This is a genomic window from Pseudomonas sp. zfem004 (assembly GCF_032621715.1).
In the GTDB taxonomy this organism is placed as follows: domain Bacteria; phylum Pseudomonadota; class Gammaproteobacteria; order Pseudomonadales; family Pseudomonadaceae; genus Aquipseudomonas; species Aquipseudomonas sichuanensis.
In genome coordinates this window covers 23,062-47,703 of record NZ_JAVYJF010000032.1, presented here as the reverse complement: position 1 = coordinate 47,703, position 24,642 = coordinate 23,062, and the positions used below count along the sequence as shown (strand labels likewise).

Genomic DNA, 24,642 nt, shown 5'->3' with positions numbered 1-24,642 from the left:
CGTGGCATGGCGTAACGAACATGGAAGTCACACTAGACGCCGGCCACGCGGGTGGGTATTGCTGTTCGCTGTTAGTGAGTGTAGTAGTCGTGGGCAGGGGGGTAAACAGTAAACTTTCAATTGATTATCCGGGAACTTTGCCGGTTTTTCGCAACCGCTTTGAAACTGCTTCAATAGCAGCTCCTGGCATCGCTAGACCATGGTCCAATGGCCCATTGCAGAGCCTTCGGGGCAAAATTGGCGATGATGGTCGAAATCTGTTCGTTCATCGCGTAGTGCCGGTGCAGGTGGCTGCCCGGATTGTTTTTTGCCTTTCTCTGGATGTTCCCTCGCATGTTTGCCCCTTTTCCTCTCGCCCCTGGGCGCAGTGTTGCCGGCTTGTTCTTGCTGTGCGCCGGTGTCAGTGCCCAGGCTGCCGGTTTTGTTGAAGACAGCAGTGCCAAGATCGAAGCCCGCAATGTCTATTTCAACCGCGACTTCCGTGATGGTCACAGCAGTTCCAGCCAGGGCGCGTCGAAGCGCGAAGAATGGGCGCAAGGGTTCATCCTCAATGTCCAGTCCGGTTATACCCAGGGCCCGGTCGGGTTCGGGGTGGATGCCTTGGGGATGGTTGGTTTCAAACTGGATTCCAGCCCGGCTGACAGTAACAGCGGACTGCTGCCGTCGTCCGGGCATGACCCGCGGCACTCCGCCGACCAGTACGCCAAGATGGGCATTGCCGGCAAGGTGAAGGTCTCCGAGACCGTGCTCAAGTACGGTTCGATGATGCCGGACGTACCCTTGCTCAAGTACAACGATGGCCGTTTGTTGCCGACCATGTTCCACGGTGCCTGGCTCACCTCCGAAGAGGTGCGTGACCTCAAGTTCACCCTGGCGCGCCTGAACCAGTACACCGCGCGGGACTCCACCGACCGCCAGGACATCCGCGTGCACTGCAAGAACAAGCGCTATGCCTGCGATATCGAGGCCGACCACTTTGACCTGGGCGGTATCGATTACCGCTTCAACGAACGTGTCAGCGCCCAGTACCAGGTATCCAAGCTCAAGAATATCTACCGCCAGCACTTCCTCGGCCTGGTTGCCAGCCAGCCGCTGCAGGTGGGTACCCTTTCGGCCGACCTGCGCCTGATCAAGAGCGATGACATCGGCAACGCCCGCGCCGGCAACATCGACCACCGCGCCTTCAGCGGCATGCTCGGCTACAGCCTGGGCGGCCACAAGCTCAGTGCCGGCTGGCAGCGCATGTATGGCGAAAGCGCCATGCCGTACCTCGACGGCACCAACCCGTACCTGGTCAACTACGCCCAGGTCAACGACTTCGCCGCCGCCCAGGAGCGCTCCTGGCAGCTGCGCTACGACTACGACTTCAAGGCCATCGGCGTGCCCGGCCTGACCTTCTTTACCCGCTACATCAACGGCGACAACATCAAGGTGCCGGGCAGCACTGCCGAAGGCAAAGAGTGGGAGCGCGACACCGAGCTCAAGTACCAGGTGCAAAGCGGCACGTTCAAGGACGTCAGCGTGCGCCTGCGTAACTCCACCTACCGCAGCAACTACGAGAAGTGGGCGCGGGACATGGATGAGACGCGGGTGATCGTCAGCTACAACTTCTCGGTCTTCTAAGCGCCTTTGCCAAATGCCGGTGGTCATCCGAGAATGACTACCGGCATTCAGGCAGGGCAGGCGATGAAGCAACTTCTGTTGATCGGTATCGGCCCCGGCGACCCCCGCCAGGTCACCTACGAGGCCGTCGAAGCCATGCGCCGGGCCACGGTGTTCTTCGTGCTCGACAAGGGGCAGGAGAAAGATGAACTGGTGGGCCTGCGCAAAGCCATCCTCGAGCGCTACCTGCCCGACGGTGGCTACCGCCTGGTACAGGTCGCCGACCCACGGCGCGATGCCCAGGCAGCGGACTACGTTGCTGCCGTGCACGACTGGCACGTGCAGCGCGCCGCGCTGTATGCCCGGCTGATCGAGGACGAACTCGGTGCCGATGATGTCGGCGCTTTCCTGCTCTGGGGTGAGCCGGGGTTGTATGACAGCACCTTGCGCATCCTTGAGCTCGTGCGTCAGCGTGGCCTTGCGCTGGAGCTTCAGGTGATTCCTGGCATCAGCAGTATCCAGGCCCTGGCGGCCAGGCATCAGGTTCCCCTCAATCGCATCGGCGAGCCGTTGACCGTGCTGCCGGGCCGTCGCCTGGCTGGGCAGGCACGGATCGACAATGCGCTGGTGATGCTCGATGGCCAGTGCGCGTTCGCCGCATTGGACGACCCGCAACTGACGATCTACTGGGGCGCCTACCTGGGCACGGCCGATGAGTTGTTGATTGCCGGGCCGTTGCAACAGGTCAAGGCGCAGATCCTCGACGCGCGTGAGCAGGCCCGGCGGCGCAAGGGCTGGATCATGGATACCTACTTGTTGCGCCGCGAACCCTAAGGCCGTGCTGCCTCGTCGTCCGGCAGCCGGTTACCGACGCTCGCGTCGCAACATGGCCCCGACGAAGTTGTACAGCCGCTGTTCGTGCATATGCACGAGGCTGTGTTCGATGCGCCCGAGCAGCACGGTGGCATGCCGCTGGCGGTCGAAGCGTGACTTGAGCAACGGCGCGCAGGCGTCCTGCGCCCGTTGCCATTGCGCCTCGTCGCTGTACAGCTGTGCAGCCGCCTTGGCCAGCCCTTCAGCGGTGTCGGCGATGCTGCCCGGCCAGGATTGCTGCCCTTGGATACCCTCGGCACCCACCGGTGTGGTCACGCAAGGCGTGCCATGGCGCAGCGCATCGAGCAGCGGGCCGTCAATGCCAGCGCCGGACCGTAGTGGTGCCAGGTACACACGGGCGCTGCCCAGCAACGTCTCGACGCACGCCGCCTCGCCCATCACATGCAAGCCCTGCTCCGGTGCATGCAAGGCCATGCTCCTGGCTGACGGGTTGGCACCATGGAGGTACAACTGCGCTTCGGGCAACTGGCGGCGCAGCACCGGCCAGAGATTGTGCCTGAGCCACAGCAACGCATCATGCTGGGCAGGCGAGGCGAAGTCGCCCAGGCACACGAAGTGCTGGCGCTCGGCGAACGGGCGCGAGGTAGCGGCAGGCTCGACCAGTGGCGGGCAGTAATGCAGCAGGTAGTCCGGCACACCGAAGCCGTTGACCAGCAGGTCGAACTCGGCTTGCGAGGTGAGCAGCGTCAGGTCGCAGCGCCAGATGGCCGCCAGTTCGCGTTGGGTCAGCTCGGTGGGCGCCATCTGTCGATACAGGTCCGGGCCGCTGGTGGCGAACAGGGCGCGGAAGTCGTTGGGGTCCAGGCCTTCGATCAGGCGTCGGCGCAGCAGTTGCTGGCGGGTATCGCGCAGGCTTTGCAGGCCGCCGGTCAGCAACACGCGCAGGGCTTGGGGGAGGTGTTGGGTGACCTGGCTGGCGTAGTGCTCTTCGCTGGTGAAACTGTCGAACAGCACCACGTCTGCGGCCTGGCTGGCGAAGAAGTCGTCGTTATCGGTGCTGATATGCTGCTCGAGCACGCCAAGTGCGGCGAGGTCGGCCTTGGCCTCGCAGGCTTGGGCCGAGCTGGAGAAGGTGACTTGCCAGCCGCCCGCCAGGAAGGTTTGGAGAATCTGCAGCAGGTACTGGCCGGCGCTGCAGGCCTGTGGCTCGGGCCAGCGATGGCTGAGGACCAGGAGATGGGGCATGGGGGGAGGGCCTTGGGGCAAAGGGCGCTATTTAAACATATGGGGATGGGGTGGGCTGCCATGGGTATGGCGATGAATTTGCAGCGCCTATGAGATCGAGCGCCGCCCGCGCGGCGCATCGCTGGCAAGCCAGCTCCCACATCTGTTTCGGGCCAGTCACTCCTGTGACTTCTTCACTGTCCGCCTTGTTTGTACGACGCGATATTGAGGTGGGCACCACTGACCCCCGCCTGACTCAAGACATGCACCAAGGCAGGCGCCGGTACTTTCATAGGAGTAACTGGCCCGAAACAAACTGTGGGAGCTGGCTTGCCAGCGATGCGCCGCGCGGGCGGCGCTCGATCTCCCAGGCGCAACACCTGTCACGGCAAGCACCTCGCAGCATCACCTCAACCCCCCCCAAGAATCTCCCGCACCTTATCCCGCAACCGATCAATGCTGAACGGCTTGGCAATCATGTACATGCCCTCAGGCACCTTCACATTCTCGGCAAACCCACTGGCAAACAGCACAGGCAGCAGAGGGCGCAACTCACGGGCCTTGCCCGCCAGCTCTTCACCGCGCATATCCGGCAACCCGACATCGGTCATCATCAACGCCAGAGGTTGCCCGGCATCTTCGAGCACTTTCAGCGCCGCAGCGGCATTTTCAGCCTCGATGGTCTTGTAGCCCAGCTCGTCGAGCACATCGACTATCAACATACGAACGATGTCGTCGTCCTCGACTACCAGAAGATGCATGGTGCGGATCCTGTTTCGCGTAAGGGGTATCTACTCTGTGCCCGTGACAGGTTAGAAGTTCCCCAGCTTAACGGCCCGTGCAATCAGATGGAACGATTGGCGCACAGCGCCTTCAAATACTGGCTAAATGCCCTGCCAGAACCGCCAAAGCTGGTTAGACTCGCTGTATTCCCGGTCGGTGTGGCGCAGGGTCTTACACTTGCAGGATGTAGCCGCCAGCACTGTTCAATGGACTTTTTTCGCTCGGGCCTTATCACATGATTCAAACAGCCTCGATGGATCAACGCAGCTTTCGCAAGCTACTCGCCCGCAACGTCGGCCTGCCGCTGGGCGTCGGGCTGTTGGGCGCCGTGGCGTTTGTGGCGGTGATCAACTACCTGCTCTCGGCCATGCAATGGGTCGAACACACCGATCGGGTGATCGGCAATGCCAACGAAACGGTCAAGCTGTCGATCGACATGGAAACCGGCATGCGCGGTTACCTGCTGACCGGCGAAGAGCGTTTTCTCGACCCCTACGAGGTGGCCAAGCCGCGCATTTTCAGCAGCCTGGACAGTCTCAAGGGCATGGTGGCGGACAACCCGCAGCAGGTCGAGCGGATCGAGCGGCTGATCGCGCTGCAGCGGGAGTGGAACAACTTTGGCGGCGAGATGATCAGCCTGCGCCGTAACAAGGGCGACTATCAGCTGCCGATCGGCACCGGCCGTGGCAAGCGCATCACCGACGAGATCCGCAAGGAATTCGACAGCTTCATCAGCACCGAACAGCAACTGCGCATGGCACGCAACGAGCAGGTCAGCACGGTCACGGTCACCGCCATCTCGGCGTTCGTGCTGTTCATCGTCGCCCTGAGCGGGCTGCTCGCCTTCCTTGGGCGACGCGACCTGCTGGCGCTCTCGGCCAGCTACGCCGACAACCTCCAGGCGCAGCAGCGCTCTGCCGAGGGCCTGGAGCACCAGGCCTGGCTGCGCGCCGGCCAGACCCAGCTGGGCGAACAGATGATGGGGCAACTGACGCTGCCCATGCTCGGCGACAACATCCTGCGCTGTTTCGCCGGCTACTTGGGCAGCGTGGTCGGTGCCCTTTATGTACGTGACGAGCACGGGCACCTGGTGCGGGTGGCCAGCTACGGCCTGGATGCCGAGCAGCATGGCAAAGAGCAGGTGGTGGGGGAACATGGCGGCCTGCTGGCCCAGGCCGTGATGCAGGGGCGGCTGATTCGCCTGGATGACTTGCCCGAGGATTACTACCAGCTCAGCTCCGGCCTTGGCCGTGGTTTGCCGCGCAGCGGCCTGCTGTTGCCTGCCCGGGATGATGGCCGGATCAATGGGGTGGTGGAAATCGGCTTCCTGCGCCCCTTGCACGAGCGTGATGCCGAACTGCTGGAACGTGTGGCCGAGAACATCGGCATCTCCATCGAAAGCGCCCGCTACCGCCAGCGCCTGCAGGAAGTGCTGGCCGAGACCCAGCAGCTCAACGAGGAACTGCAGGTCCAGCAGGAGGAGCTCAAGTCCGCCAACGAAGAGCTCGAAGAGCAGTCGCGGGTGCTGAAGGAGTCCCAGGCCTACCTGGAGACCCAGCAGGCGGAGCTGGAGCAGACCAACGAACAACTGGCCGAGCGCACCGACGCACTGGACCGCAAGAACAGCGAGCTGAACCAGGCCCAGGTGGAGCTGCAGGCGCGCGCCGACGACCTGCAGCGCTCGAGCAAGTACAAGTCGGAATTCCTCGCCAACATGTCCCACGAGCTGCGCACGCCGCTCAACAGCTCGCTGATCCTGGCCAAGCTGCTGGCCGAGAACGGCGAGGGCAACCTCAGCCAGGAGCAGGTCAAGTTCGCCGAGTCGATCTACTCGGCCGGCAACGACCTGCTCAACCTGATCAACGACATCCTCGACATCGCCAAGGTCGAGGCCGGCAAGCTTGAAGTACGCGCCGAAACCACCCCGCTGGAGCGCCTGGTCGAGGGCCTGCAGAGCATGTTCCGGCCACTGGCCCAGGACAAGGGCCTGGACTTCGAGGTCCAGCTCGAACAACCCCTGCCGGCGACGTTGTTCACCGACCGCCAGCGCCTGGAGCAGATCCTCAAGAATCTGCTGTCCAACGCCGTCAAGTTCACCGAGCGCGGCCAGGTGAGCCTGCGCATCAGCCACCAGGTGGGCATGGGCATCGTGTTCGCCGTGCGCGACACCGGCATCGGCATTGCCGCCGACCAGCAGCAGGCGATCTTCGGCGCCTTCCACCAGGTCGATGGCACCAGCAACCGCCGCTATGGCGGCACCGGGCTGGGCCTGTCGATTTCCCGCGACCTGGCCCACCTGCTCGGCGGGCAGATCAGCGTCGACAGCAGCCCGGGGCAGGGCAGCGTGTTCAACCTGATCCTGCCCGAGCGCTACGAGCCCTCGGCCGAACAGAAAGCGGTGCACAGCCTGCGCCCGGCGGTCGATGAGCTGCCCCCGGCGCCGCAGGCGGTGGCACCGGCGCGTGCCGAACGGCCGGCACCGGCGTTCACCGACGACCGCGAACTGGCGCCGTTCAGCAACCGCTGCATCCTGGTGGTCGAGGACGAGCCTAACTTCGCCCGCATCCTCTACGACCTGGCCCACGAACTGGGCTACAGCTGCCTGGTGGCGCAAAGCGCCGACGAAGGCTTCGAACTGGCCGCCCAGTACCTGCCCGATGCCATCCTGCTGGACATGCGCCTGCCCGACCATTCCGGGCTCACCGTGCTGCAGCGCCTCAAGGAGCAGGCCGGCACCCGGCATATCCCGGTGCACATCATCTCGGTGGAAGACCGCGTCGAGGCGGCCATGCACATGGGCGCGGTGGGCTACGCGGTCAAACCCACCAGCCGCGACGAGCTCAAGGCGGTGTTCGCCCGCCTGGAGGCCAAGCTCACCCAGAAGCTCAAGCACATCCTGCTGGTGGAAGACGACGACCTGCAGCGCGAGAGCATCGCCCGCCTGATCGGCGACGACGATATCCAGATCACCGCCGTGGCCCTGGCCCAGGACGCCCTGGCGCTGCTGCGCGAGAACATCTACGACTGCATGATCATCGACCTCAAGCTGCCCGACATGCTCGGCAACGAGCTGCTCAAGCGCATGACCGCCGAGGACATCCGCAGCTTCCCGCCGGTGATCGTCTACACCGGGCGCAATCTCACCCGCGAGGAAGAAGCCGACCTGCTCAAGTACTCGCGCTCGATCATCATCAAGGGCGCACGCTCGCCGGAGCGCCTGCTCGACGAAGTCACGCTGTTCCTGCACAAGGTCGAGTCGCAGCTGTCCAACGAACGCCAGCGCATGCTCAAGACCGCGCGCAGCCGCGACAAGGTGTTCGAGGGGCGCAAGATCCTGCTGGTGGACGACGATGTGCGCAACATCTTCGCCCTCACCAGCGCCCTGGAGCACAAGGGCGCCATCGTCGAGATCGGTCGCAACGGGCGTGAAGCCATCGAGGCACTCGAGGCCAGCGACGACATCGACCTGGTGCTGATGGACGTGATGATGCCGGAGATGGACGGCTACGAAGCCACCCGCCTGATCCGCCAGCAGCCGCGCTGGCGCAAGCTGCCGATCATCGCCGTGACCGCCAAGGCGATGAAGGACGACCAGCAGCGCTGTCTGCAGGCCGGCGCCAACGATTACCTGGCCAAACCGATCGACCTGGACCGCCTGTTCTCGCTGATCCGCGTGTGGCTGCCGCAATTGGAGCGAATCTGAAATCTTGACCAGTGAACGCAACACCGACATTGAAATCCGCTTGCTGATCGAGGCGATCTACCTCAAGTACAGCTACGATTTTCGCGACTACTCCGGCGCTTCGATCAAGCGCCGGATCCTGCATGCCCTGCGCCAGTTCGACTGCCGCACCGTGACCGCGCTGCAGGAGCGCGTGCTGCACGACCCAGGCATGTTCATGGAGCTGCTGCAGTACCTGACGATCCCGGTCAGCGAGATGTTCCGCGACCCAGGCCACTTCCTGGCGCTGCGCAACGAAGTGGTGCCGCTGCTGCGCACCTGGCCTTCGATCAAGATTTGGATCGCCGGTTGCAGCACGGGCGAGGAGGTCTATTCCATGGCCATCCTGCTGCGCGAGGAGGGCTTGCTGGAGCGCACCATCCTGTATGCCACCGACATCAACCCGCACTCGCTGGAGCGCGCCAAGCAGGGCATCTATTCGCTGCAGAGCATGCGCGAGTACGAAGAGAACTACCGCAAGGCCGGTGGCCGGCGCGACTTCGCCGAGTACTACACCGCCGCCTACGGCAACGCCATCATGGACAGCAGCCTGCGCGACAACGTGACCTTCGCCGACCACAGCCTGGCCACCGACAGCGTGTTTTCCGAGACCCAGCTGGTGTCGTGCCGCAACGTGCTGATCTATTTCAACAAGACCCTGCAGGACCGCGCCCTGGGGCTGTTCCACGAGTCGCTGTGCCACCGCGGCTTCCTGGTGCTGGGCAGCAAGGAGTCGGTGGATTTCTCGGCCTACAGCGACGGTTTCGAGCCGCTGGTGCGGCCTGAACGGATCTACCGCAAGTCATGAACGGCGTGCGTGCGGTGGTCATCGGCGCCTCGGCGGGCGGCGTCAGCGCGCTGTTCAGCGTGCTCGGCGCGTTGCCGGAAGATTTCGCCATCCCGGTACTGTGCGTGCTGCACCTGCCGGACAACCGCCACAGCCAGCTGGCCGAAGTGCTGCAGCGCCGGCTGCACCGCCCGGTGCGTGAAGCCTGCGACAAGGCACGGATCGAAGCAGGGCTGATCTACGTCGCCGGGCCCCGCTACCACCTGTCGGTGGAGCAGGACCTGACGCTGTCCCTCAGCCAGGAAGAGCCGGTGCATTTTTCGCGGCCGGCCATCGATTACCTGTTCGCCTCGGCGGCCGATGCCTACGGCCCGGGCCTGCTCGGTATACTGCTGACCGGTGCCAACGAAGACGGCGCCCGTGGGCTGTTGCAGATCAAACAAGGCGGCGGCCGGACCGTGGTCCAGGACCCTCGCGATGCACAGGTCGCGCTGATGCCGGAGGCCGCCCTGGCCCTGCACAGCCCCGACCATATCCTTTCCCTGAGCGGTATCGGGCAGTTGCTCGCCACCTTGGAACCCCACGCATGCTAAGCAACATCACCGCCAAACTGCTGATCGTCGACGATCTGCCGGAAAACCTGCTGGCCCTCGGTGCCCTGATCCAGGGCGAGGACCGCGAGGTCCACCAGGCCCAGTCGGCGGAGCAGGCGTTGTCGCTGCTGCTCGACCACGAGTTCGCCCTGGCCATCCTCGACGTGCAGATGCCCGGCATGAACGGCTTCGAACTGGCCGAGCTGATGCGCGGCATGGAGAAGACCCGCAACGTGCCTATCGTGTTCGTCACGGCTGCCGGGCGCGAGATGAACTACGCGTTCAAGGGCTATGAAAGCGGCGCGGTGGACTTCCTGCACAAGCCGCTGGATACCGTCGCGGTGAAGAGCAAGGTCTCGGTGTTCATCGACCTGTTCCGTCAGCGCAAGGCCCTCGACCGTCAGTTGCAGGCGCTGGAACACAGCCGCGCCGAACAGGAGCAACTGCTGGCGCAGTTGCAGGTGGCGCGCGGCGAGCTGGAACACGCGGTGCGCATGCGCGACGACTTCATGTCGATCGTCTCCCACGAAGTGCGTACCCCGCTCAACGGCCTGATCCTGGAAACCCAGCTGCGTCGCATGCACCTGTCGCGCGGCAACCTGGCGGCGTTCAGCGAAGACAAGCTCAAGGCCATGGTCGAGCGTGACGAACGGCAGATCAACAGCCTGATCCGCCTGGTCGAGGACATGCTCGATGTGTCGCGCATCCGTACCGGCAAGCTGTCGATCCGGCCCAAGGCATTCGACCTCGGCCAATTGGTGCAAGGCCTGGTGCAGAACTTCAGCGCCCAGGCGAGTGCCCTTCAGACCCATATCGAACTGCAGCGTTGCCAGACCCTGCACGGCGAGTGGGACGAGTTTCGCATCGAGCAAGTGCTGGCCAACCTGCTGTCCAATGCCTTGCGTTACGGCGAGCGCAAGCCGGTGCAGGTGCGTTTGTTCGAGGAGGGCGCCATGGCCTGCGTCCAGGTGCAGGATTCCGGCATCGGCATCAGCGCGCAGAACCAGCAGCGGATCTTCCAGCAATTCGAGCGCGTTGCCGCCCAGCAGGCCAGTGGCGGGCTGGGGCTGGGGCTGTATATTTCCGAGCAGATCGTGCTGGCCCACGGCGGGCGGATCCAGGTCGACAGTGCCGAAGGCAGCGGTGCCACCTTCAGCGTCTATCTGCCGTTGCCACAGGTGCAGCAGCAAAGCGACCACACACAGGCAACCTCGGCGTAGTGCCGGGGTCTGATTGCCAACTGAGTTGAATGTGAAGGCGTTGTCATGAGCGAAGATGCACAAGATGTCGTATTGATCGTCGAGGACGAACCGGCGATCCGCATGATCCTGCGCGATTACCTGGCGGGCGAGGGCTACCACGTGCTGGTGGCCGAAGACGGCGAACAGGCGTTCGCGATCCTGGCCAGCAAACCGCACCTGGACCTGATGGTCACCGACTTTCGCCTGCCGGGCGGTATCACCGGGGTGGAGATTGCCGAGCCGGCGGTGAAGTTGCGGCCTGAGCTGAAGGTGATTTTCATCAGCGGCTACCCGGCGGAGATCCTCGAGTCGGGCAGCCCGATCGCGCGCAAGGCGCCGATCCTGGCCAAGCCGTTCGACCTGGATACGCTGCATGAGCAGATTCAGGTGTTGTTGCGTTAGGGGCAGGTTTTGTACGGAAAGCACGGTCATCCACCGCCGTGGGAGCGGGCTTGCCCCGCGATCTGCTGCAACGCGCCAGCAAAGCCTGAATTCGCGGCATCTTTGACAGTATTTGATATCGGGTACAGGAACGTTTCGTACTCCATCGCGGGGCAAGCCCGCTCCCACAGGGGCTGCGCAGCAGCCCCAGCATCTGCAGCCGTTTACCAAAACCCGCGAACGGTCACCCCATATATTCCCCAGGCGGCGCCGGCAGCTCGGCCAGCAAATCCCGCAACCCCGCACACCACTGCCTGCGAATCTGGCTGTAATAGGGATCATCCTGGCCAATGCGATAACTCTGCGTCGGCCCGTACGCATCCTTGCGATACACCAGCACATCCAGCGGCATGCCCACAGACAGGTTGCTGCGGATGGTCGAGTCGAACGAGATCAACCCACAACGCAATGCCTCTTCCAGTGACGTGCGGTAGGTCAGGTTACGGTCGAGGATCGGCTTGCCGTACTTGCTTTCGCCCAGTTGCAGGAACGGCGTGTCCTCCGTGGCCTGAATGAAGTTGCCTTGCGGATACACGCTGTAGACCCCCATGGGCCCGCCGGCAATCTGCCCGCCCACCAGCAGCGAGCAGCTCAGGTCGACCTTGCTCGCCAGTTGGCTGCGGTCACGGGTGACCACCTCGCGAATGGTGGCGGCCACCAGCACGGTGGCGTCGTACAACGTGCGCACGTTCAGCAGATGGCTGCCCGTGCCGTTGCAGCGCTGGCGCAGCAGGTTGACCACCGACTGCGAGGTGGCCAGGTTGCCCGCGCTCTGCAGGACGATCAGCCGCTCGCCGGGAGTGCTGAAAATGAACAGTTTGCGAAAGGTCGAGATCTGGTCGATCCCGGCGTTGGTGCGCGAATCGGAGACAAACACCAGCCCGTCGGCCAGGTGCATGGCCACGCAGTAGGTCATGTGGTTTACCTGTGTACGTTGAATGACCCCGGCATCACTGCAACGACGGGGTCGGTGTGGGTCTTGCGTTACTGTTGCTGGCCTTGCAGCAGCGACCGGACCTGGACCTGCGCGAGCATCGACTCGGCCCCGCCGCCCCGGCGCATGCCGCGTACCGGGCAGGCGTCGAGGTAATCCAGGCCCACCGCCAGTTTCAGGTGGCGATCGGGCCTGGCCAGGCGGTTGGTCACATCGAAGCTGTACCAGCCATCGTCCAGCCAGGCCTCGGCCCAGGCGTGGCTGGCCAGGTGGCTGGCATCCTCGGTGCACAGGTAGCCGGACACATAGCGTGCCGGGATCCCCAGGCTGCGGGCGCAGGCCAAGAAGGCATGGGTGTGGTCCTGGCACACGCCGGCACCGGCGGCGAAGGACTCGGCGGCAGTGCTGTCGACCGCCGTCGCCCCTGGGCTGTACGGCATGCGCTCGGCCAGCCGCTCCATCAGCGCGATCAGCGCGGCACGGTCGCGGCGGCTAGCGCAGTGTTGCCTGGCAAAGTCGAGCAGCGCCGCGTCGGCCTGGGTCAGGCGGCTGGTGCGCAGGAACGGCAAGGGCGACTGGCCGTCGTGCTCGACCTCGAGCGTCGAGTCGATCTCGACCTCGCCCTTGGCGCACAGCGCCAGGGCGCTGTGCGGCTCTTCCAGGGTCAGCACGTGCAGCACGTTGCCGTAGGGGTCGAGCTGGCTGCGCACCTGCTTGGGCATCTGCACCTGCCAGGCGAGGATCTGCTGGCGGGCATTGCTCTGCGGCGTCAGGCGCAGGAACTGGATGCTGGCGCTCACCGGGTCGGCGTAGGTGTAGCGGGTGTCGTGGTGGATGGCGAGCTTCATACGACCTCCAGGTAAGAGTGGTGAACGGTCTGGCTGAGCTGGCGAATGCGCTCGATGAAGTCGGTCAGCCACGGGTGCAGGCCGGCTTCGAGGATTTCGTCGATGCCGGTGTAGCGCAACCGCGCATTGAGCTCGGCGGCCATGCGCTGCGAGGCGCGGCCACTGGTGCTGGGCAGGCCGGCGAGGATATGGTCCAGCTCCTCGATGCAGGCATGCAGCGAGCGCGGCACATCGGCGCGCAACAGCAGCAGCTCCGACACCTGGCGTGCGCTGGGCGCGTTGCGGTAGATCTCGTTGAACGCCTCGAACGACGACAGCGCCCGCAGCAGCGCGCTCCATTGGTAGTAGCCACGGGCCGAGTGGTCGCTGACCTCTTCCGATGCCTCGCCGAACATTTCGTAGCGCACATCCAGCAGGCGCAGGGTGTTGTCCGCCCGCTCGAGGAAGGTGCCCAGGCGAATGAAGCAGTAGGCGTCGTTGCGCATGATGGTGCCCGCCGTGGCGCCGCGGAACAGGTGCGAGCGCTCCTTGACCCAGTCGCAGAACTGGCTCATGCCATAGCGGGCCAGGCCGTTGCTGGCGATGTTGCGCATCTCCAGCCAAGTGGCGTTGATGTTCTCCCACATGTCGCCGGTGATCCGCCCGCGTACCGCATGGGCATTGGTGCGCGCCGCCTGCAGGCAGCAGTAGATGCTGCCGGGGTTGGTCTCATCGAAGGCGAAGAAATGCAGCATGCGCGCGGTGTCGAGCTCAGCGTGGCGCTGGTTGTAGTCATCCAGGGTGCCGGCCGCCAGCAGCGACATGGCCAGCTCGGCACGGCCGTCGCTGCGCCCGGCCTGGGGCATCAGCGACAGCGAATAGCTGACTTCGAGCATGCGCGCCAGGTTCTCGGCGCGCTCCAGGTAGCGGGACATCCAGTAGAGGTCCGAAGCGGTTCTTGAAAGCATGTGTCAGTCCTCCACTACCCAGGTGTCCTTGGTGCCGCCGCCCTGGGACGAGTTCACCACCAGCGAGCCCTCGCGCAGCGCCACCCGGGTCAGGCCGCCGGGTACCAGGCGGGTTTCGCTGCCCGACAGCACGAAGGGGCGCAGGTCGATATGGCGTGGGGCGATGCCGTTCTCGACGAAGGTCGGGCAGGTCGACAGGCTCAGGGTGGGTTGGGCGATATAGGCCTCGGGACGGGCCTTGAGGCGCGCGCGGAAGTCTTCGATCTGTGCCGCCGTGGCCGCCGGCCCGACCAGCATGCCGTAGCCGCCGGAACCCTGGGTTTCCTTGACCACAAGCTCCGGCAGGTGGGCCAGCACGTGGGACAGCTCCTTGGGGTTGCGGCACTGCCAGGTCGGCACGTTGTTGAGGATCGGCTCCTCGTCGAGGTAGAAGCGGATCATCGCGTCGACATAGGGGTAGATCGACTTGTCGTCGGCCAGGCCGGTACCCACGGCATTGGCCAGCACCACGTTGCCCGAGCGGTAGGCCGCGATCAGGCCGGGCACCCCCAGCATCGAGTCGGGGTTGAACGACAGCGGGTCGAGGTAGGCATCGTCGAGGCGCCGGTAGATCACGTCCACCTGCCTGGGGCCTGCGGTGGTGCGCATGAACACATGGTCGTCGCGCACGAACAGGTCGGCGCCTTCCACCAGTTCCACACCCATCTCGCGGGCCAGGAAGGCATGCTCGAAGTAGGCGCTGTTGAAGCGGCCCGGGGTCAGCACCACGGCGGTGGGGTTGTCCAGCGGGCTGGCGCTCTTGAGGGTGTCGAGCAGCAGGTTGGGGTAGTGGTCGATGGGCGCCACCCGCTGGCTGGCGAACAGCTCGGGGAACAGGCGCATCATCATCTTGCGGTCTTCGAGCATGTAGCTCACGCCGCTGGGCGTGCGCAGGTTGTCTTCGAGCACGTAATAGCTGCCGTCGCCGTCGCGCACCAGGTCGACGCCGGCGATGTGGGCGTAGAGATCGCGGTGCAAGTCCAGGCCTTGCATGGCGATCTGGTAGCCCTCGTTGGCCAGCACCTGCTCGGCCGGGATGATGCCTTGCTTGAGGATGTGCTGGTCGTGGTAGACGTCGGCCAGGAACAGGTTCAACGCCTGCACCCGCTGGATGCAGCCGCGCTCGACCTTCTGCCATTCGCTGGCCTTGATGCTGCGGGGGATGATGTCGAAGGGGATCAGGCGCTCGGTGCCCTGTTCGTCGCCGTACAGGGTGAAAGTGATGCCGGCGCGGTGGAACAGCAAGTCCGCTTCGCGGCGGCGCTGCGCCAGCAGCTCGGGCGGGGTGTCTGCCAGCCAGTGGGCGAATGGCTGGTAGTGGGGACGGCAGGCACCGTCGGCGTCATACATTTCATTGAAAAAAGCTCGGGACATACCGCACTCCTTGCCGCACAAACCCACGGCATTTTCCTGCAACTTGGCTATTTCACGATGCGAGATCCTGCGAGCGATGATGAGTTCTGGTTTTTATCGGCACCTCAGTGTGCGTTGACAACTTCCTGCTGCGCGTCGAACGGGCGATGCGTGGCGCAGGTAAACAAAGTCTTTGCAATGGAAGTGCCGGAAATCCAATAAGCCGTGAATCAGCTGATAATTGTTAAAAACAATCGCTGGCGCGCTTTATTTATTCAATAACGCGACGCTTTTGGCCGGGGGAGGCTTGCGGCCTGCAAGGCAGGCCCGCGCCAAAACGGGGCGCGGCAGGGCAGCGCCGGTGTTTTTGAACCAATACGGGGAGGGCGGCCGTTCAGGCCGAGAATACGATCCCAGTGCGCAAGGCGGCACTGCGGATATGTTCCTGCATCGCTTTCTGCGCGGCCGGGGCTGAATGCCTGGCCAGCGCATTGAGGATCTTTTTATGCTCTTTCCAGGTTTCCATGGCCCGTTCCGGGCGAATGAATGGCAACTTCTGGCTCTCTATGTAAATGGCCTCGCTGGCCATGATGATCTGCAGCATCGCCAGGTTGCCACTGGCCTCGAGAATGCCCCGATGAAAGGCGAAGTCCAGGCGCGCCGCCGCTTCGAAGTTGCGCGCCTTCAACTCGATGCCCATGGCTTCGACATTCTCCGCCAGGGCATCGAGGGCCTCGGTGGTCAGGCCATTGGCAGCCTGGCCTGCGGCAAAGCCTTCGAGCACATAGCGCAACTGGAAGGTATCGGCGGCCGATACCTGGGCTTCGAACGGCCAGGCAAACCCTGAAGTCGAGCTTGGCTGTTCAGCTTTCGGCGCCTTGACGAACACTCCTTTGCCCGGCTGCACGCTGACCACACCCATGGCACTCAAGGACGACAAGGCCTCACGCAGCGACGCACGGCTGACCCCCAGGTTCTGCGCCAGTTCGCGTTGCGCGGGCAGGGCGTCGCCCGGCTGGTAGGCACCCTCGTCGATCAGGCGCTGGATGGCCTGCAAAGCGAGTTCGGGAACGGCGCCGCGAAGGGGGGCATCGAGCATCGGTACAGACCCATCCAGTCAAAGAAGCTGCCGTTTTACGACGTTCTTCACCGTGCATGCAAGTTTGGCCCTGTGCTGGTGCAAAGGCTTGCTCGCTGCCATTTAACGGGGATTTTTGTTCGGGTTGCCGGGCCCTGTGACGGCCAACTGTTCAGACCAGTAATACCGCCAGGCACAAGGCCTGCAGCCGAATTGCCCGGATTTGCGGGCGTTATGGCACGTCGGCTGCAAGGGCTCGGCAAACACCAGCCCATCGCCACCTGAGGTCATGACCATGAACAACCTGCGCAAATGCCTGCTGGCCACACTGCTGTGTGGCAGTGCCCTGATGCAAACCGTCGCCCACGCCGACACCCTCAGCGACATCAGCCAGCGCGGCGTGCTGAAGGTCGCCGTGCCCCAGGACTTCCCTCCGTTCGGCTCGGTCGGCCCCGACCTGAAACCGCGCGGCCTGGACATCGATACCGCGCAGCTGTTGGCCGACAAGCTCGGGGTAAAGCTGGCCCTCACCCCGGTCAACAGCACCAACCGCATCCCGTTCCTCACCACTGGCAAGGTCGACCTGGTGATCTCGAGCCTGGGCAAGAATCCGGAGCGCGAGAAGGTCGTGGACTTTTCCAAACCCTACGCGCCGTTCTACCTTGGAGTGTTCGGCCCCGAAGCCAGCAGCATCGACACCCTCGATGCGCTCAACGGCAAGACCATCAGCGTCACCCGTGGCGCCATCGAAGACATGGAGCTCAGCGCGGTGGCCCCGCAAGGCGCGACCATCAAGCGCTTCGAAGACAACAATTCGACCATCGCCGCCTACCTGTCCGGGCAGGTCGACCTGATCGCCAGTGGCAGCGTGGTGATGTCGGCCATCGCGGCGAAGAACCCGGCCAAGGTGCCGGTGCTCAAACTCAAGCTCAAGGACTCGCCGGTATACGTGGGCATGGCCAAGGAGCAGCCGGCGCTGCGCGCCAAGGTCGATGAGATCCTGGTGCAGGCCAAGGCCGACGGCAGCCTTGGGCGCAATGCAGAGAAGTGGCTCAAGCAACCGTTGCCCGCCGATTTCGAGTGACCTTGAACCATGGCCTATCAATTCGATTTCGCTGCCGCCATGCAGCAGGGCGACCTGCTGTTCAAGGGCGCGCTGTTCACCCTCGAGCTGACCGTGATCGGCACCCTCGCAGGCGTTGCTCTGGGCATCCTCGGCGCGGTGGTGCGGGCCTGGCAGCTGCGGCCGTTCAACTGGCTGTTCGGGGTGTATGTGGAGCTGATCCGCAACACGCCGTTCATCGTCCAGCTGTTCTTCATCTTCTTCGGCTTGCCGGCCCTTGGCGTGCGCATGACCGAATGGCAGGCGGCGGTGCTGGCCATGGTGATCAACCTCGGCGCCTATTCCACCGAGATCATCCGCGCCGGCATCCAGGCCATCCCGCGCGGGCAGCTGGAAGCCGCCTCGGCGCTGGCGATGACGCGTTTCGAGACCTTCCGCCACGTGATCCTGCGGCCGGCCCTGGCCAAGGTGTGGCCGGCGCTGTCGAGCCAGATCGTCATTGTCATGCTGGGGTCGGCGGTGTGTTCGCAGATCGCCACCGAAGAGCTGTCGTTCGCGGCCAACTTCATCCAGTCGCGTAACTTTCGCGCGTTCGAAACCTACCTGTTCACTACCTTGCTGTACCTGGCCATGGCCATTGGCGTTCGGCAATTGCTGAACCTGTTTGGCCGGCGCGTGATCGTGGGGAGACGCTGATGGATTTCACCTTGTGGGACATCGTGCGCAACCTGCTTACCGGGTTGCAATGGACCTTGCTGTTGTCGCTGGTGGCGTTCGTCTGCGGGGGCGTCATGGGCCTGTTGATGCTGCTGGCGCGGATCAGCGACAACGGTTTTTTGCGGCTGGCGGCCCGTGGCTACATCGAGCTGTTCCAGGGCACGCCACTGCTGATGCAGCTGTTCATGGTGTTCTTCGGCATCGCCCTGTTCGGCATCGATGTGTCGGCCTGGGCGGCGGCGGCGGTGGCACTGACGCTGTTCACCAGTGCGTTCCTCGCCGAAATCTGGCGCGGTTGCGTGGAGTCGATCCCGCGCGGGCAGTGGGAGGCCAGCGCCAGCCTGGCGCTCAGTCGCGGCGAGCAACTGCGCCATGTGGTGCTGCCCCAGGCGCTGCGCCTGGCCTTGGCGCCGACCGTGGGCTTTTCGGTGCAGGTGGTCAAGGGCACGGCCGTGACCTCGATCATCGGCTTCACCGAATTGACCAAGACCGGCGGCATGCTGGCCAACGCCACTTTCGAACCTTTCCTGATCTACGGCCTGGTGTCGCTGGGCTATTTCATCCTGTGTTTTCCACTGTCGCTGGGTGCCCGCCACCTGGAGAGGAGGCTGCATGTCGCTGGTTAGCGTTTCTGCGTTGCACAAGTACTACGGTGACAACCACGTGCTCAAGGGCGTGGACCTGCGCATCGAGGAAGGCGAAGTGGTGGCGATCATCGGCCGTAGCGGCTCGGGCAAGAGCACCTTGCTGCGCACACTGAACGGGCTGGAGTCGATCAATGACGGGGTGATCGAAGTCGACGGCGAGTACCTGGACGCGGCCCGCGCCGACTTGCGCAGCTTGCGCCAGAAAGTCGGGATGATCTTCCAGCAGTTCAACCTGTTCCCGCACCTGAGCGTGGGCGAGAACGTGATGCTGGCGCCGCAGTTGGTGAAGAAGACGGCCAAGGCCGAGGCCCGGCAACTGGCGCGCAAGATGCTGGAGCGGGTAGGGCTGGAAGCGAAGTTCGATGCCTACCCCGACCAGTTGTCCGGCGGCCAGCAACAGCGCGTGGCGATTGCCCGGGCGCTGGCGATGTCGCCCAAGGTGCTGTTGTGCGACGAGATCACCTCGGCGCTCGACCCGGAGCTGGTGAGTGAAGTGCTCGGCGTGGTGAGGGGGTTGGCCAAGGAGGGCATGACGTTGGTGATGGTCACCCATGAAATGCGCTTTGCCCGGGAGGTGGGGGACAAGCTGGTGTTCATGCACCAGGGCAAGGTGCATGAGGTGGGTGACCCGAAGACCTTGTTCGATGCGCCGAAGACGGCGGAGCTGGCGAATTTTATCGGGAGTGTGGGGTAGTCGGGGCTGGCTTGGGATTGCATGGGGGCCATCAAGTGCTCGCCGATGATTTTGCAGCGCCTATGAGATCGAGCGCCGCCCGCGCGGCGCTTCGCGGGTAAACCCGCTCCCACAGTTTATTTCGGGCCAATTATTCCTGTGAGGGTACCGCAGCCCGCCTTGGTGCATGCCTTGAGTCATGTGGGGCGGCGGCAACGCCCACACCGAAACCGCGTCGTACCAACAAGGCGGACCAGGTGATGGCACAGGAGAGACTGGCCCGAAACAAACTGTGGGAGCGGGTTTACCCGCGAAGCGCCGCGCGGGCGGCGCTCGATCTCATAGGCGCTGCAAGGGTTGTGGCGGGCACCTGGTGGCCCTGACCCAATCTTTCGACATGCACCTGGCAGCCATCCCTCAATCCCCACCCCACAAAAAAGCCCCGACAACCAAGGCCATCGGGGCAAACGGTTGGGGGAGGATCCAACCAAAGGAGCTTTCAATTCAATCGGTCACTCAACGCGTACTGGCCACCACCTCCGGCTGCCAGCCACCACCCAGGGCCTTGTAGATCGCCACGATGCCGCTGTACAACTCGACCTCGCCCTGGGCCTGGGCGTCTTCGGCGCTCAGGCGTTCGCGCTCGGCGTCGAGCAGCACCAGGTAATCCACCGTCCCTTCGCGGTAACGCACCGAGGCCAGCTCGGCAGCCTTGCGGCTGGCATCGCTCTGGCGCATCAGCGCCAGCAAACGCTGCTGACGCTTGCCGTAGTCGCTGAAGGCGTTGGCCGACTCTTCCAGGGCCAACAGCACTTGCTGCTCATAGTTGGCCAGTGCGCCGTCGGCATCGGCCTTGGCGCCACGCAGGCGCGCACGCACGCTGCCCAGGTCGAACGCCGCCCAGGTGATGCTCGGGCCCAGCGCCCAGGCGTTGGAGGCGGCCGAGCCGATCTGCGAGCCGCGCGCGGCGGTGAAACCGAGGAACCCGCTCAGGCTCACCCGTGGGAACAGGTCGGCGGTGGCCACGCCCACATTGGCGGTGGCCGCGGCCAGCTGGCGTTCGGCGCTGCGGATATCCGGGCGGCGGCGCAGCAGCTCGCCGGGGTCGCCCACCGGCAGGGCCTTGGCGATGGCCGGCAGGGCCTTGGGCGACAGGTCCACGCTCAGGGCGTCCGGGCGCTGGCCGAGCAGGGTGGCGATGCGGTTCTTCGCCCGCACCTGCACCGCCTGCAACTGCGGCACGGTGGCTTCGACACCGGCCAGGCGGGCATCGGCGCGCACCACGTCGAGCTCGTTGCCGACCCCGGTGTCACGCAGGGTCACGGTAATGTCGCGCGATTGCTGCTGGGTCTTGAGGTTGGCCACGGCGATCTGCTCGCGCAGCTGGGCGCCGCGCAATTGACCGTAGGCATCCACCAGCTCGGCGATCAAGCTGACCTGCAGCTGCTGCAGGTCGGCCTCGGCGGCCGCTTCCTGCGCTTCGCTGGCTTCGATCTGGCGCTGGATACGGCCGAACAGGTCGAGCTCCCAGGCCATGTCCAGGCCCAGGTCGTAACGCTCGCTGTTGACCCGGCGCTCGGTCTGGCCGGGGATCTGGCCTTTGCCCAGGTCGCTGCTGGCGTGGCTGGTGACCACCGGCAACTGGTCGTTGGCGGCGTCGTCGCGGATCGCCCGCGCCGCTTTCAGGCGGGCGAAGGCGATGCGCAGGTCACGGTTGCCGTCCAGCGAAGCCTGCACCAGCTGGTTCAGCACCGGGTCGTCGAACTGCTTCCACCACAGGCTCTCGAAGCGGCTGCGGTCGAAGGCCTTGGCTTCAAGGCTGCTGTCGAGCTTGGCAGGCTCCGTGGCCGGGGCCTTGTAGTCCGGGCCCACGGCGCAGGCCGCCAGGGCCAGCGCCAACAGGCTCGGGGTCAGGGGTTTGAGCAGGTTCATGCATGGTTCTCCAGCGGCAGTGCGCGCTCGGCCTTGCGGGCCTGGCGACGCTCGACGAAGCGGCGGATCAGGAAGAAGAACACCGGGGTCAGGAACAGGCCGAACACGGTCACCCCGATCATCCCCGAGAACACCGCCACACCCATGGCGTGACGCATTTCCGAGCCGGCACCGGAGCTGAACACCAGCGGCACCACACCCATGATGAAGGCGATCGAGGTCATCAGGATCGGCCGCAGGCGCAGGCGGCAGGCTTCCAGTACCGCGGCCAGCGGGTCGAGGCCCTTGGCCTGTTCATCCTTGGCGAACTCGACGATCAGGATCGCGTTCTTGCACGCCAGGCCCACCAGTACGATCAAACCGATCTGGGTGAAGATGTTGTTGTCGCCACCCGAGATGATCACGCCGGTGATGGCCGACAGCAGGGTCATCGGTACGATCAGGATCACCGCCAGCGGCAGGCTCCAGCTCTCGTACTGGGCCGCCAGCACCAGGAACGCCAGCAGTACGCACAGCGGGAACACGAACAGCGCGGTGTTGCCCGAGAGGATCTGCTGGTAGGTCAGGTCGGTCCACTCGAAGGTCATGCCGTTGGGCAGCTCTTCCTTGAGCAGTTTCTCGATCGCCGCCTCGGCCTGGCCGGAGCTGTAGCCAGGGGCTGCGGCGCCGTTGATCTCGGCGGTGATGAAGCCGTTGTAGTGCATGACGCGGTCAGGCCCCGAGGTATCGCTGACCTTGAGGAAGGTCGCCAGCGGGATCATCTCGCCCAGGTTGTTGCGCACCTTCAGCTGGCCGATCTGCTCGGCGTCGAGGCGGAACTGCTGCTCGGCCTGGACGTTGACCTGGTAGGTGCGGCCAAAGCGGTTGAAGTCGTTGGTGTACAGCGAACCCAGGTAGACCTGCAGGGTGTCGAAGATGTCGGTGATCGCCACGCCGTGGGTCTTGGCCTTTTCCCGGTCGATGGCGGCATCGACCTGGGGCACGTTGACCTGGTAGCTGGTGAACAGGCCCGCCAGTTCCGGCACGTTGTGGCTCTTGGCGATGATGTTCTGGGTTTCCTTGTACAGCGCTTCGTAGCCCAGGTTGCCACGGTCCTCGATCTGCAGGCGGAAGCCGCCGATGGTGCCAAGGCCTTGTACCGGCGGTGGCGGGAAGATCGCGATGTAGGCGTCCTGGATATCGGCGAACTGGGCGTTCAAGGCTGCCGCGATGGCCGCCGCCGACTGGCTCGGGTCCTTGCGCTCGTCAAACGGCTTGAGCGGGGTGAACACGATGCCGCTGTTGGGGCTGTTGGTGAAACCGTTGATCGACAGGCCCGGGAAGGCCACCGAATCGGCCACGCCCGGTTGCTTGAGGGCGATCTCGCTCATGCGCTTGATCACCGCCTCGGTGCGGTCGAGGCTGGCCGCGTCCGGCAACTGGGCGAAGGCCACCAGGTACTGCTTGTCCTGGGCCGGGACGAAGCCGGTCGGGGTGGTCGAGAAGCCCAGGTAGGTCAGGCCCATCAAGCCGGCATAGACGAACAAAGCGATGCCGCTGGAGCGGATGACCCGGCGCACGCCACCGACGTAGCCATGGCTGGCGCGGTCGAAGAAGCGGTTGAACGGGGCGAACAGCCAGCTGCCCAGCAGTTTTTCCAGGAACCGCGAGAAACGGTCCTTGGGTGCGTGGTGGTCCTTGAGCAGCACGGCGGCCAGGGCCGGCGACAGGGTCAGCGAGTTGAACGCCGAGATCACGGTGGAGATGGCGATGGTCAGGGCGAACTGCTTGTAGAACTGCCCGGTAAGGCCAGAGATGAACGCCGCCGGCACGAACACCGCGCACAGCACCAGCGCCGTGGCGATGATCGGCCCGGTCACTTCGCTCATGGCCTTTTGCGTGGCTTCCAGCGGTTTCAGGCCCAGCCCGATGTTGCGCTCGACGTTCTCCACCACCACGATGGCGTCGTCCACCACGATACCGATGGCCAGCACCAGCCCGAACAGCGACAGCGCGTTGAGCGAGAAGCCGAACAGGTGCATCACCGCGAAGGTACCGATCAGCGACACCGGCACGGCCAGCAACGGGATGATCGAGGCGCGCCAGGTTTGCAGGAACAGGATGACGACCAGTACCACCAGGATCAGCGCTTCGAACAGGGTGTGCACCACCGCTTCGATGGAGCCACGGACGAACACGGTCGGGTCATAGACGATGCTGTAGTCCATGCCTTCGGGGAAGTCCTTCTTCAGCTCGGCCATTTTCGCCCGCACTTCGTCGGAGATCTCGATGGCGTTGGAGCCTGGGCGCTGGAAGATCGGGATGGCCACGGCCGGCTGGTTGTTCAGCAGCGAGCGCAGGGCGTACTGGCTGGAGCCTAGCTCGACCCGGGCGATGTCCTTCAGGCGAGTGATTTCACCGTCGGCACCAGCACGGATGATGATGTTCTCGAACTCTTCCTCGTTGACCAGGCGGCCTTGGGTGTTGATCGACAGCTGGAAGCTGGTGGAGCCGGGGGCGGGTGGTGCGCCCAGCTGGCCTGCGGCGACCTGGCGGTTCTGTTCGCGGATCGCGGCCACCACATCGCTGGCGGTCAGGTTGCGCGAAGCGGTCTTGTTCGGGTCGAGCCATACCCGCAGCGAGTAATCGCCCATGCCGAACAGTTGCACGTCGCCCACACCACCCAGGCGAGCCAGCTCGTCCTTGATGTTGAGGATGGCGTAGTTGGACAGGTAGAGCATGTCGTAGCGGTTATCCGGCGAGGTCAGGTGCACGACCATGGTCAGGTCGGGCGAGGCCTTGTCGACGGTGATACCGATACGCGTCACTTCTTCCGGAAGCTTCGGCTGGGTACGGGTGACGCGGTTCTGCACCTGCACCTGGGCGTTGTCCAGGTCGGTGCCCAGGGCGAAGGTGATGGTCAGGGTGAGCTTGCCGTCGGCGGTGGACTGCGAGGACATGTAGAGCATGTTCTCGACACCGGTGATGGCCTGTTCCAGCGGCGCGGCGACGGTTTCGCCGATTACCTTGGGGTTGGCGCCGGGGAAGTTGGCGCGCACCACCACGGTGGGCGGTACCACTTCGGGGTATTCGCTGATCGGCAGTTGGAACAGCGAGATCGAGCCCGCGATCAGCAGCACCAGCGACAGCACCGCGGCGAAGATCGGCCGGGTAATGAAGAATTTCGAGAAGTTCATCGGTGTTGT

General features: G+C 64.3%; 20 protein-coding genes. 11 read left to right on the top strand and 9 right to left on the bottom strand.

The features are described from left to right. The first annotated feature begins 333 nt into the window (after positions 1-333). Both RTH46_RS24490 and cobF read left to right on the top strand, forming a co-directional pair. Positions 334-1,623: an OprD family porin gene (locus RTH46_RS24490; RefSeq protein WP_316906839.1), complete on the top strand. Its 1,290-nt coding sequence runs from the start codon at positions 334-336 to the stop codon at positions 1,621-1,623. Between the two features lie 63 nt (positions 1,624-1,686). After that, positions 1,687-2,436, top strand: coding sequence for a precorrin-6A synthase (deacetylating) (cobF, locus tag RTH46_RS24485; protein ID WP_316906838.1), 750 nt, complete (start codon positions 1,687-1,689; stop codon positions 2,434-2,436). Positions 2,437-2,466: 30 nt separating this feature from the next. On the opposite strand, the gene RTH46_RS24480 is transcribed toward cobF, so the two are convergent. Next, complete coding sequence (locus RTH46_RS24480) at positions 2,467-3,681, bottom strand: glycosyltransferase family 4 protein (protein ID WP_316906837.1); 1,215 nt, start codon at positions 3,679-3,681, stop codon at positions 2,467-2,469. A 389-nt stretch (positions 3,682-4,070) separates the two neighbouring features. After that, on the bottom strand, positions 4,071-4,421 hold the full coding sequence (locus RTH46_RS24475; RefSeq protein WP_153788106.1) for a response regulator: 351 nt from the start codon (positions 4,419-4,421) through the stop codon (positions 4,071-4,073). A gap of 257 nt (positions 4,422-4,678) precedes the next feature. On the opposite strand from RTH46_RS24475, the gene RTH46_RS24470 reads away from it, so the two are divergent. From RTH46_RS24470 to RTH46_RS24450, 5 genes are read left to right on the top strand one after another with little or no spacing between them, the layout of a single operon-like run. Further along, complete coding sequence (locus tag RTH46_RS24470; RefSeq protein ID WP_316906836.1) at positions 4,679-8,146, top strand: response regulator; 3,468 nt, start codon at positions 4,679-4,681, stop codon at positions 8,144-8,146. A 4-nt stretch (positions 8,147-8,150) separates the two neighbouring features. Next, positions 8,151-8,972 carry a CheR family methyltransferase gene (locus RTH46_RS24465; RefSeq protein ID WP_110994616.1) on the top strand — a complete coding sequence of 274 codons (822 nt, stop codon included), beginning with the start codon at positions 8,151-8,153 and terminating at the stop codon, positions 8,970-8,972. After that, complete coding sequence (locus tag RTH46_RS24460; RefSeq protein WP_316906835.1) at positions 8,969-9,544, top strand: chemotaxis protein CheB; 576 nt, start codon at positions 8,969-8,971, stop codon at positions 9,542-9,544. Before RTH46_RS24465 ends, RTH46_RS24460 begins: the two co-directional genes overlap by 4 nt. Then, entirely contained in the window at positions 9,538-10,764 is a 1,227-nt protein-coding gene (locus RTH46_RS24455) for a hybrid sensor histidine kinase/response regulator (protein ID WP_153788109.1), read from the top strand. The genes RTH46_RS24460 and RTH46_RS24455 overlap by 7 nt, the downstream gene beginning before the upstream one ends. A gap of 45 nt (positions 10,765-10,809) precedes the next feature. Next, positions 10,810-11,187, top strand: a complete 378-nt coding sequence (locus tag RTH46_RS24450; RefSeq protein WP_125463713.1) for a response regulator — start codon at positions 10,810-10,812, stop codon at positions 11,185-11,187. Positions 11,188-11,410: 223 nt separating this feature from the next. On the opposite strand, the gene RTH46_RS24445 is transcribed toward RTH46_RS24450, so the two are convergent. From RTH46_RS24445 to RTH46_RS24425, 5 genes are all read right to left on the bottom strand, one after another. Next, positions 11,411-12,142 (bottom strand): proteasome-type protease, encoded by a 732-nt coding sequence (locus RTH46_RS24445; RefSeq protein WP_153788110.1) that lies wholly within the window; start codon positions 12,140-12,142, stop codon positions 11,411-11,413. Positions 12,143-12,210: 68 nt separating this feature from the next. Then, on the bottom strand, positions 12,211-13,008 hold the full coding sequence (locus RTH46_RS24440; RefSeq protein ID WP_316906834.1) for a transglutaminase family protein: 798 nt from the start codon (positions 13,006-13,008) through the stop codon (positions 12,211-12,213). Beyond that, entirely contained in the window at positions 13,005-13,955 is a 951-nt protein-coding gene (locus tag RTH46_RS24435) for an alpha-E domain-containing protein (RefSeq protein ID WP_125463716.1), read from the bottom strand. Before RTH46_RS24435 ends, RTH46_RS24440 begins: the two co-directional genes overlap by 4 nt. Positions 13,956-13,958: 3 nt before the next feature. Further along, the gene (locus RTH46_RS24430; RefSeq protein WP_316906833.1) at positions 13,959-15,368 is read right to left on the bottom strand and encodes a circularly permuted type 2 ATP-grasp protein; all 1,410 of its coding nucleotides are present in this window, start codon (positions 15,366-15,368) and stop codon (positions 13,959-13,961) included. A gap of 373 nt (positions 15,369-15,741) precedes the next feature. Beyond that, the gene (locus RTH46_RS24425) at positions 15,742-16,446 is read right to left on the bottom strand and encodes a FadR/GntR family transcriptional regulator (RefSeq protein WP_153788114.1); all 705 of its coding nucleotides are present in this window, start codon (positions 16,444-16,446) and stop codon (positions 15,742-15,744) included. Positions 16,447-16,720: 274 nt separating this feature from the next. On the opposite strand from RTH46_RS24425, the gene RTH46_RS24420 reads away from it, so the two are divergent. The 4 genes from RTH46_RS24420 to RTH46_RS24405 are packed head-to-tail and all read left to right on the top strand — an operon-like array spanning position 16,721 to position 19,546. Then, entirely contained in the window at positions 16,721-17,509 is a 789-nt protein-coding gene (locus RTH46_RS24420) for a transporter substrate-binding domain-containing protein (protein WP_153788115.1), read from the top strand. Positions 17,510-17,518: 9 nt separating this feature from the next. After that, entirely contained in the window at positions 17,519-18,184 is a 666-nt protein-coding gene (locus tag RTH46_RS24415) for an amino acid ABC transporter permease (RefSeq protein ID WP_316906832.1), read from the top strand. Further along, the gene (locus RTH46_RS24410; protein WP_316906848.1) at positions 18,181-18,831 is read left to right on the top strand and encodes an amino acid ABC transporter permease; all 651 of its coding nucleotides are present in this window, start codon (positions 18,181-18,183) and stop codon (positions 18,829-18,831) included. The genes RTH46_RS24415 and RTH46_RS24410 overlap by 4 nt, the downstream gene beginning before the upstream one ends. Then, on the top strand, positions 18,818-19,546 hold the full coding sequence (locus RTH46_RS24405) for an amino acid ABC transporter ATP-binding protein (RefSeq protein WP_316906831.1): 729 nt from the start codon (positions 18,818-18,820) through the stop codon (positions 19,544-19,546). Before RTH46_RS24410 ends, RTH46_RS24405 begins: the two co-directional genes overlap by 14 nt. 495 nt (positions 19,547-20,041) lie before the next feature. Here RTH46_RS24405 and RTH46_RS24400 read toward each other — a convergent pair whose 3' ends face one another. Continuing rightward, positions 20,042-21,457: a TolC family protein gene (locus tag RTH46_RS24400; RefSeq protein WP_316906830.1), complete on the bottom strand. Its 1,416-nt coding sequence runs from the start codon at positions 21,455-21,457 to the stop codon at positions 20,042-20,044. Beyond that, positions 21,454-24,633, bottom strand: coding sequence for an efflux RND transporter permease subunit (locus tag RTH46_RS24395; protein WP_153787667.1), 3,180 nt, complete (start codon positions 24,631-24,633; stop codon positions 21,454-21,456). Before RTH46_RS24395 ends, RTH46_RS24400 begins: the two co-directional genes overlap by 4 nt. Positions 24,634-24,642 lie beyond the last annotated feature (9 nt).

Bases quoted from the DNA above. Each gene is read 5' to 3' on its own strand.
- RTH46_RS24440 (WP_316906834.1), bottom strand. From the start codon at position 13,008: ATGAAGCTCGCCATCCACCACGACACCCGCTACACCTACGCCGACCCG.
- RTH46_RS24430 (WP_316906833.1), bottom strand. From the start codon at position 15,368: ATGTCCCGAGCTTTTTTCAATGAAATGTATGACGCCGACGGTGCCTGC.
- RTH46_RS24395 (WP_153787667.1), bottom strand. From the start codon at position 24,633: ATGAACTTCTCGAAATTCTTCATTACCCGGCCGATCTTCGCCGCGGTG.
- RTH46_RS24460 (WP_316906835.1), top strand. From the start codon at position 8,969: ATGAACGGCGTGCGTGCGGTGGTCATCGGCGCCTCGGCGGGCGGCGTC.
- cobF (WP_316906838.1), top strand. From the start codon at position 1,687: ATGAAGCAACTTCTGTTGATCGGTATCGGCCCCGGCGACCCCCGCCAG.
- RTH46_RS24415 (WP_316906832.1), top strand. From the start codon at position 17,519: ATGGCCTATCAATTCGATTTCGCTGCCGCCATGCAGCAGGGCGACCTG.
- RTH46_RS24450 (WP_125463713.1), top strand. From the start codon at position 10,810: ATGAGCGAAGATGCACAAGATGTCGTATTGATCGTCGAGGACGAACCG.
- RTH46_RS24480 (WP_316906837.1), bottom strand. From the start codon at position 3,681: ATGCCCCATCTCCTGGTCCTCAGCCATCGCTGGCCCGAGCCACAGGCC.
- RTH46_RS24400 (WP_316906830.1), bottom strand. From the start codon at position 21,457: ATGAACCTGCTCAAACCCCTGACCCCGAGCCTGTTGGCGCTGGCCCTG.
- RTH46_RS24490 (WP_316906839.1), top strand. From the start codon at position 334: ATGTTTGCCCCTTTTCCTCTCGCCCCTGGGCGCAGTGTTGCCGGCTTG.
- RTH46_RS24445 (WP_153788110.1), bottom strand. From the start codon at position 12,142: ATGACCTACTGCGTGGCCATGCACCTGGCCGACGGGCTGGTGTTTGTC.
- RTH46_RS24435 (WP_125463716.1), bottom strand. From the start codon at position 13,955: ATGCTTTCAAGAACCGCTTCGGACCTCTACTGGATGTCCCGCTACCTG.
- RTH46_RS24455 (WP_153788109.1), top strand. From the start codon at position 9,538: ATGCTAAGCAACATCACCGCCAAACTGCTGATCGTCGACGATCTGCCG.
- RTH46_RS24405 (WP_316906831.1), top strand. From the start codon at position 18,818: ATGTCGCTGGTTAGCGTTTCTGCGTTGCACAAGTACTACGGTGACAAC.
- RTH46_RS24470 (WP_316906836.1), top strand. From the start codon at position 4,679: ATGATTCAAACAGCCTCGATGGATCAACGCAGCTTTCGCAAGCTACTC.
- RTH46_RS24420 (WP_153788115.1), top strand. From the start codon at position 16,721: ATGAACAACCTGCGCAAATGCCTGCTGGCCACACTGCTGTGTGGCAGT.
- RTH46_RS24475 (WP_153788106.1), bottom strand. From the start codon at position 4,421: ATGCATCTTCTGGTAGTCGAGGACGACGACATCGTTCGTATGTTGATA.
- RTH46_RS24425 (WP_153788114.1), bottom strand. From the start codon at position 16,446: ATGCTCGATGCCCCCCTTCGCGGCGCCGTTCCCGAACTCGCTTTGCAG.